The 5,785-nt window shown below is 56.2% G+C and carries 8 protein-coding genes; 4 read left to right on the forward strand and 4 right to left on the reverse strand.

Going from position 1 to position 5,785, the window contains the following annotated elements; all coding sequences use genetic code 11:
- Together V6D20_02270 and V6D20_02275 are read left to right on the forward strand one after the other, a co-directional pair.
- Positions 1 to 113: winged helix-turn-helix domain-containing protein (locus V6D20_02270; GenBank protein ID HEY9814621.1), on the forward strand; the 113-nt coding region annotated here is incomplete at its 5' end.
- A gap of 171 nt (positions 114 to 284) precedes the next feature.
- Positions 285 to 923, forward strand: a complete 639-nt coding sequence (locus V6D20_02275) for a DUF192 domain-containing protein (GenBank protein ID HEY9814622.1) — start codon at positions 285 to 287, stop codon at positions 921 to 923.
- Positions 924 to 929: 6 nt separating this feature from the next.
- Here V6D20_02275 and V6D20_02280 read toward each other — a convergent pair whose 3' ends face one another.
- Entirely contained in the window at positions 930 to 1,505 is a 576-nt protein-coding gene (locus V6D20_02280) for a thioredoxin family protein (protein HEY9814623.1), read from the reverse strand.
- Between the two features lie 127 nt (positions 1,506 to 1,632).
- On the opposite strand from V6D20_02280, the gene V6D20_02285 reads away from it, so the two are divergent.
- A complete protein-coding gene (locus V6D20_02285) occupies positions 1,633 to 2,055 on the forward strand; it encodes a DUF1824 family protein (GenBank protein HEY9814624.1) in 423 nt (140 codons plus the stop codon).
- A gap of 17 nt (positions 2,056 to 2,072) precedes the next feature.
- On the opposite strand, the gene V6D20_02290 is transcribed toward V6D20_02285, so the two are convergent.
- The 3 genes from V6D20_02290 to V6D20_02300 all read right to left on the reverse strand — a co-directional run bounded on the left by V6D20_02290 (position 2,073) and on the right by V6D20_02300 (position 4,066).
- A complete protein-coding gene (locus tag V6D20_02290) occupies positions 2,073 to 2,372 on the reverse strand; it encodes a DUF3143 domain-containing protein (GenBank protein HEY9814625.1) in 300 nt (99 codons plus the stop codon).
- 81 nt (positions 2,373 to 2,453) lie between these two features.
- Positions 2,454 to 3,074, reverse strand: coding sequence for a J domain-containing protein (locus V6D20_02295; protein ID HEY9814626.1), 621 nt, complete (start codon positions 3,072 to 3,074; stop codon positions 2,454 to 2,456).
- A gap of 149 nt (positions 3,075 to 3,223) precedes the next feature.
- On the reverse strand, positions 3,224 to 4,066 hold the full coding sequence (locus V6D20_02300; GenBank protein HEY9814627.1) for a hypothetical protein: 843 nt from the start codon (positions 4,064 to 4,066) through the stop codon (positions 3,224 to 3,226).
- 302 nt (positions 4,067 to 4,368) lie between these two features.
- Between V6D20_02300 and V6D20_02305 the strand changes: the two genes are divergently transcribed.
- A complete protein-coding gene (locus V6D20_02305; GenBank protein HEY9814628.1) occupies positions 4,369 to 5,484 on the forward strand; it encodes an FAD-dependent oxidoreductase in 1,116 nt (371 codons plus the stop codon).
- Positions 5,485 to 5,785: the final 301 nt, after the last annotated feature.

The following is a 5,785-nucleotide window of genomic DNA, read 5'->3' on the forward strand; positions in this document are numbered from 1 at the left end:
CGAATGTCATTGAGGTGTATGTGCGCTACCTGCGCCTCAAGATTGAACATGATGGCGATAAGCGGCTGATTCAAACCGTGCGCGGGGTTGGGTATGTGCTACGTGAAACTTAGGGTTCGCGTTAGCCGTCTGCTGAACTACACCTGTTCCCCCATGGTTGACCCAGGGTTGAGCATGGATGAAACGATGGGTCGCGTCTATCCCGGTGGATAGCGATCGAAATCCCGACACAAACAACTTGTCCAATTAGTGCGGGTGGAGTGTAGATCTAAGCGAATAGGGGAATGGAGCCAGTTTGGGCCACCGCGATCGCCTCGGATCTCAACCACTGCCTAGCGTTGATGTACTTAAAACTGCAAGCTATGGTTTACTCTGCTTCTGCGATCGCCCTCATGATCAGCCTCAGTGTCATGAGTATGGGCTGTGCGGCTCCCTCGACGGCTGAGTCCACTCCTGCAAGCAAACCGCCCGTGACTGTTTCTTCTCCCGATACAGCGCCGCCCTCTGAGACATCCCAGAGTCCTGAGCTTAACGACCAGGCCCAATCCTTGCCGATCACCGCCACGGCCCTGATTGCTGGGGAGGTGATTGAGCTGGAAGTGGCCCAAACTCCAGACCAGCAAGCCCTAGGTTTGATGTATCGCACCAGCCTGCCCGATGATCGAGGGATGCTGTTTCCCTTCGATCGCCCTCGGTTTACGCGGTTTTGGATGCGGAATGTTGAGATTTCCCTGGATATGATTTTCTTGGCTGGTGATGAGGTGGTGGCGATCGCCCAAGATGTGCCGCCCTGCCGAGAGGCCGTCTGCCCCACCTACGGCCCCGATACCCAAGTCACCCAGGTGATTGAGCTGCGCGGCGGCCGGGCGGAAGAGTTGGGTCTGGAAGTGGGCGATCGCATCTCCATTACGCCCGTACCCTAAAACCATCTACGTGGGCGATACGACCTGACTGCCGTGGCTGCGAGGATCATCGTTGCTTGATGGTGCTACGGTGCGAGTTTCCACATCCGAGACACGACCCCGACCTTGTCGGTAGGGCAAGGGGCCGCCTGCTATTAGCGCATCGAGATTCGCAGCCATCACCGGCCGCGGCTGTTCACCAATGGTGCTGGCGATCGCTTCCCCCTGAGGATCGAGAAATACAAAGTGGGGAATGCCGTCTACTTGGTAGTGCAGCATTTCCGGCAACCATTTGGTGTTGTCTACGTTGAGCATGACAAAGTTGAGGCGATCGCTGTAGGTCTGCTTGAGTATTCCCATGTCGCCCGCCATGGCTTGGCATGAGGTACACCAGTTGGCGTAGAACTCTACCAGCGTTGGCTTGCCGTTGGTCAACGCCAGATCTAGGGGAACCGCTTCTTCAGCAAGGGCGGCCAAAGAGGTTCCCGTAGACTTGGTTTGAATACCTAGGAATACAGAAACGGACAGCGCTACGGCAACCAGGACAACGACGAAGTTGCGCAGGCGACTTAGGGAGGTGGAGCTGGGATCCGAGTTGGTCATAGATTTTTATCGCTAATACGTTGAGCAGGGATGCTCTTGTTTTATTGTGAAGACAAGACCGGGGTGAATCAAGGCAGCCGCACCCGGCATTACGTAGGCTGCTTGACCCAAGAGGAGAGCGATCGCTATGATCCAAACCAATTCTGAGAACTTATCCCTAGAGCAGGCTCAAGCCATGCTCCAGCAGTTTGACTACGATCGCTCCGAAGCCATCTCCAGCACGTCTCAACAGGTGCAGGCGGCCCTCAAGCAGGTGGCGCAGCATAGCGACTATCAAATTTTAGGCATCTGTGCCGACAGCCTAGACCAGGGTAGGACAGCTCTCGTCGCCTACGCAACAGCGTTGGGCTATCCCGTTCAGCCCGATGGCTTGACGCCCGTTGAAGGCCCTGTCTATATCAAATTCAACCCCAAAACCGGCCTGCTCTACAGCGATCGCTACGTTGGCGATCATCGGGGTGTGCTGGTGTCCTGCCAGTCTGCCTATGCGGAAGGTCTAAACGAGATGTATGGGCATCTGCCGTTAGACCTGTTCATCGCCGATGCCTGATTAGAGCTGGGGATGCTCTAGGCGTCTTGCTTGGATGTGGTGGTGAGCGGATCGGAAAAGATCACCTCGTCCAAGTCTTGTCGTGTTAAGGAATATTTGAAGGAGCGCTGAATATCTTCCCCGTCCTCGCCAGCGTTCAGGTAGCGAACCACCAAGGAATCAACTTCCATGATGATCTCGGCATGCCAATCGGGCGTATGCAACGACCAGCAGTGCAGATTGGTGACATCTTGCTGGCATCCTTTGGAGGCAAGCCACCGCTCAATGTCGGGTAGTGGATGGTTATATAACGGCGTATCTGTAGACGGTAATATCATGACATGACCTATTGCTAGGATAAACGGCAAATCAGAGCTATCCCCAGCCTAGAGGGGAAGTGTATAAATTGTATCGAACTGTCACTCTCCCAGCTCCGGCTGCTCAGGCTGTAACCATTCTGGCTGGGGCGACAGGTCAGATGCTAGGGAATCTAGAGATGGTGGATCTGGAGATGGTAGATCTAGAGACGGTAATGGAGCTGGGATGGTGAGATTGGGCTGGGTTTGAACCACGGGCACTGGGGTTTGGAGGGTGACTTCTCCCCGGGTGAGGCCCACGGCGATCGCCAGCAGCACACAGCCAATAAAGGTCACTGTCAAAATCAATAGGGCAAACAGCTCTCCGGCAGAGAGGGGGCGATCGATGGGATCGAGGTAGGCAGAAGATTTGCGGAATGAGGTTGCCTGGGAGAGGGATGGCTGTGGCTGCATCACGGATACCCGAGAATAGCCCATCTTCATGTCGTAGGTGAGGCGGCGATCGGGACTGCTGAGGGTGGCGTAGGCCTCGTTGAGGTCTTGAAACTTGGCTGTTGCGATTGCTGCCGGTAGGGTTGTTGTGTCTGGATGATAGAGCTTGCTGAGATCTCGGTAGGCTTGGCGAATGGCTTGGGGTGAGGCCGACGGATCGGTGCCCAACAGTTGGTAGTAGTTGAGCGCAGTGGCGGGGGTAGATTGTTGGGCAGAATGACCAGTCGTCACAACCGTGTCTCTCTCACAGGATGATCTATGAAAACGTAACGGCTAAGTAACAGCTTAAAACCCTCAGCGTTAGCCGCCCTACTGAGCTATTCTAGCGATCGCTTAGCCGTCAAGAAACCCCTAGGGTTGGTTTTGGGGCCAATCAGGGCTCAGGCGGTGCCAAAACACTCTGCCCGGGTTAGGCGAATTTGGGCCAGGGTGAAGACAACGGGAATGATGCGTCCGTAGTTGGTGGCGATCGCCCGCCAGCCTAGATCGGCGAAGAACCAAGCCCACATGGCGGGGCCAAGCACGGCTAAGACGCTGCGCACCGCTGTGTAGCGAGCCGTGTTGAGGACAATGCCTCGGGTGGCGGTTTGCATGGCGGCACGGGCCTGAATTTGGGTGGCGATCGCAACACCGCCTTTGGCGATCGCCTGCTGGGCGACTTGATAGGTGGCCATGTGGATAGCGATTTGGCGGGCTAGCTGCTGCAACACCAGCGGTCGCACTACGGCGCTGAGGGCGAGGGCACTACTGCCCTTCAGCAGTACGCCCATGGGGTTGTGCTGTAGGTTGGTGGGCAGGGGCTGGGCAAATTGTAGTTGGGAGAGCGATCGCTGCATCCGTTGATTGAGCTGGCGGCGTTCATCGGCCGTCATGCTTTTGCAGGCCCGCTGCAGTAAGTGGAGAAAAATTTCGGATTCTAGGTCGAGGGTGGAGAAATCTTGAGAGTAGGGAATTTTCAGGTATCGACAGACTTGCACAAGGACTTGCCGATAGCTAACCTGGGCAGACTGGCCGCGAATCACCGTCACGCCATCTGCTGCTAGGAAGCGAAAACGTTCTTCTAAGCTATCTAGCCAGGTCAAGCGATCTTGACTTTGCACATCGATGGGGTCTGGCGCACAGAGATAGTCCAACGGGTTAAGCTGACGATGGAAAAGAACGTTGGTTAACCCCGAGAGTTCTTCATCTGTTGCCAATTCTAGAGCGGTTCTCAATTCATCCACGCAAGCATCCTCCAACCAGCAGTAAACCTACACCAACAAGCTGTCTTCCAGGTCTGCCCGGCCCATCAACGTGATTCGAGTCAGGATCATCGCCGACGAGGCGATCGCCCTAGGATTGTTTTCAGTCTACCAAGGTCGGCTCAAGTTCTGCCGATCTCCCAGGGGTCAAATGGGTCAAATCTAGTTATGTCTTAACCAACGCTGGACTGTTCTGATCTGCTTGAGTGCCATGCTCGACAGACAGCAGGCGTACCGGTAGACGCGGTAATCTAAACGTCAGTGCATTGAGCGATAGTGAGCGTATGGCAACGATTGGAGTGGTAGGCGCAGGAATAGCGGGTTTGGTATGTGCGCAGGCACTCCAGCAGTACGGGCATCAGGTTGTGGTTTATGAAAAGTCTCGCGGTGTGGGAGGACGCATGGCCACAAGGCGTCTGGCGGGCACCTGTGCTGACCACGGCGTTCGCTACCTAGAGCCCGAGGGGGACTCCCTGCGCTACCTCTTGGGAGTTCTCCATGATCACCATGTGGTGCGGGCCTGGCGGGGGGCGATCGCCCAGATGCTATCGGATGGAAGCTGCCATGTTCTGGCTCCCAGCCGTCGTTATATTGCCCGAGAAGGGGTGAATGCGGTTGCCAAATGGCTGGCTGCGGGGCTAGATATTCGCCGCCAGCATCGGGTGACGGCGATCGCCCCGGTGGCCAAGCAGGGCTGGCAGATTACGTTTGAAGGCGAACCGTCTGCAACCTGGGCTGATGCCCTAGTGCTAGCCATTCCAGCGCCCCAAGCCGTTGACTTGCTCACACCATTGACGCCGCTGGGACTGCCCCTGCCCGTATTGGATGCTGTGCGGGCGGTGGAGTTTTCTGCCTGCATCAGTGCGATCGCCACCTATGGTGATGAGCAGGGAGAATTTTTAGACTATTCCCAGGCTTGGCAGGGGATTCAGTTTGATACCCACCCTGATCTAGCCTGGATATCGTTTGAGACGAGTAAACGCCCAAGCCTAACGCCCGACAGGGCCACCCCGCCGGTATTTGTCTTTCAAAGCACGGCCGCCTTTGCCGAACAGTACCACGATGCTCAGGATCTCCAGCCCGCTGGCATCACGCTCCTACAGCAGGCCGCCCAAGCGCTCTATGATTGGCTGGACATGCCTGTGGATCTCTATGTCCATCGCTGGCGCTATGCCTTTGCCCAACGCCCCTACCCCGGCCCCTACATTGCCACTCAAACCCCCTTGCCTCTCCTCTGCAGTGGTGATTGGTGTGGGGGACAGCAGGTGGGGGGAGCGATCGCGTCGGGGCTACAGGCGGCGACCTATTTCCAGCAAAAATTGGGAGATACGCCAGCGGCGCTCTCGTTCCATGAGTTGGTGCAAGCGTTGTGCGATCGCTATTCGGTGGAAACCGCTTAGATGGAGGGTCTAGAAGGCGATGCCGTAGGTACCCATGGCTAAACGCACAAGTAGGGTGGACAGTGCCCACCCTACGAGACTACGAGACCGACCAGGTTGCCTATCATGACTCACCCGATCGGCCCATAGAATTCATGAACCCGGAAGGTATCACGGTTTAGAGCGTCTAGTTATTAGACGCACCTTCCGTTTCTTCCGACTCATCCGAATTGGTCTCGTCATCTCCACCGGACGAACTGTTGTTGCCGTAGCGTCTATTGCGGCTAAAGCGACCGGATGAACGTTTGCGGAACTTACGGGC

The sequence above is a fragment of the Candidatus Obscuribacterales bacterium genome (genome assembly GCA_036703605.1).
In the GTDB taxonomy this organism is placed as follows: Bacteria; Cyanobacteriota; Cyanobacteriia; order RECH01; family RECH01; genus RECH01.

Bases quoted from the DNA above. Each gene is read 5' to 3' on its own strand.
- V6D20_02275 (HEY9814622.1), top strand. From the start codon at position 285: ATGGAGCCAGTTTGGGCCACCGCGATCGCCTCGGATCTCAACCACTGC.
- V6D20_02280 (HEY9814623.1), bottom strand. From the start codon at position 1,505: ATGACCAACTCGGATCCCAGCTCCACCTCCCTAAGTCGCCTGCGCAAC.
- V6D20_02285 (HEY9814624.1), top strand. From the start codon at position 1,633: ATGATCCAAACCAATTCTGAGAACTTATCCCTAGAGCAGGCTCAAGCC.
- V6D20_02290 (HEY9814625.1), bottom strand. From the start codon at position 2,372: ATGATATTACCGTCTACAGATACGCCGTTATATAACCATCCACTACCC.
- V6D20_02305 (HEY9814628.1), top strand. From the start codon at position 4,369: ATGGCAACGATTGGAGTGGTAGGCGCAGGAATAGCGGGTTTGGTATGT.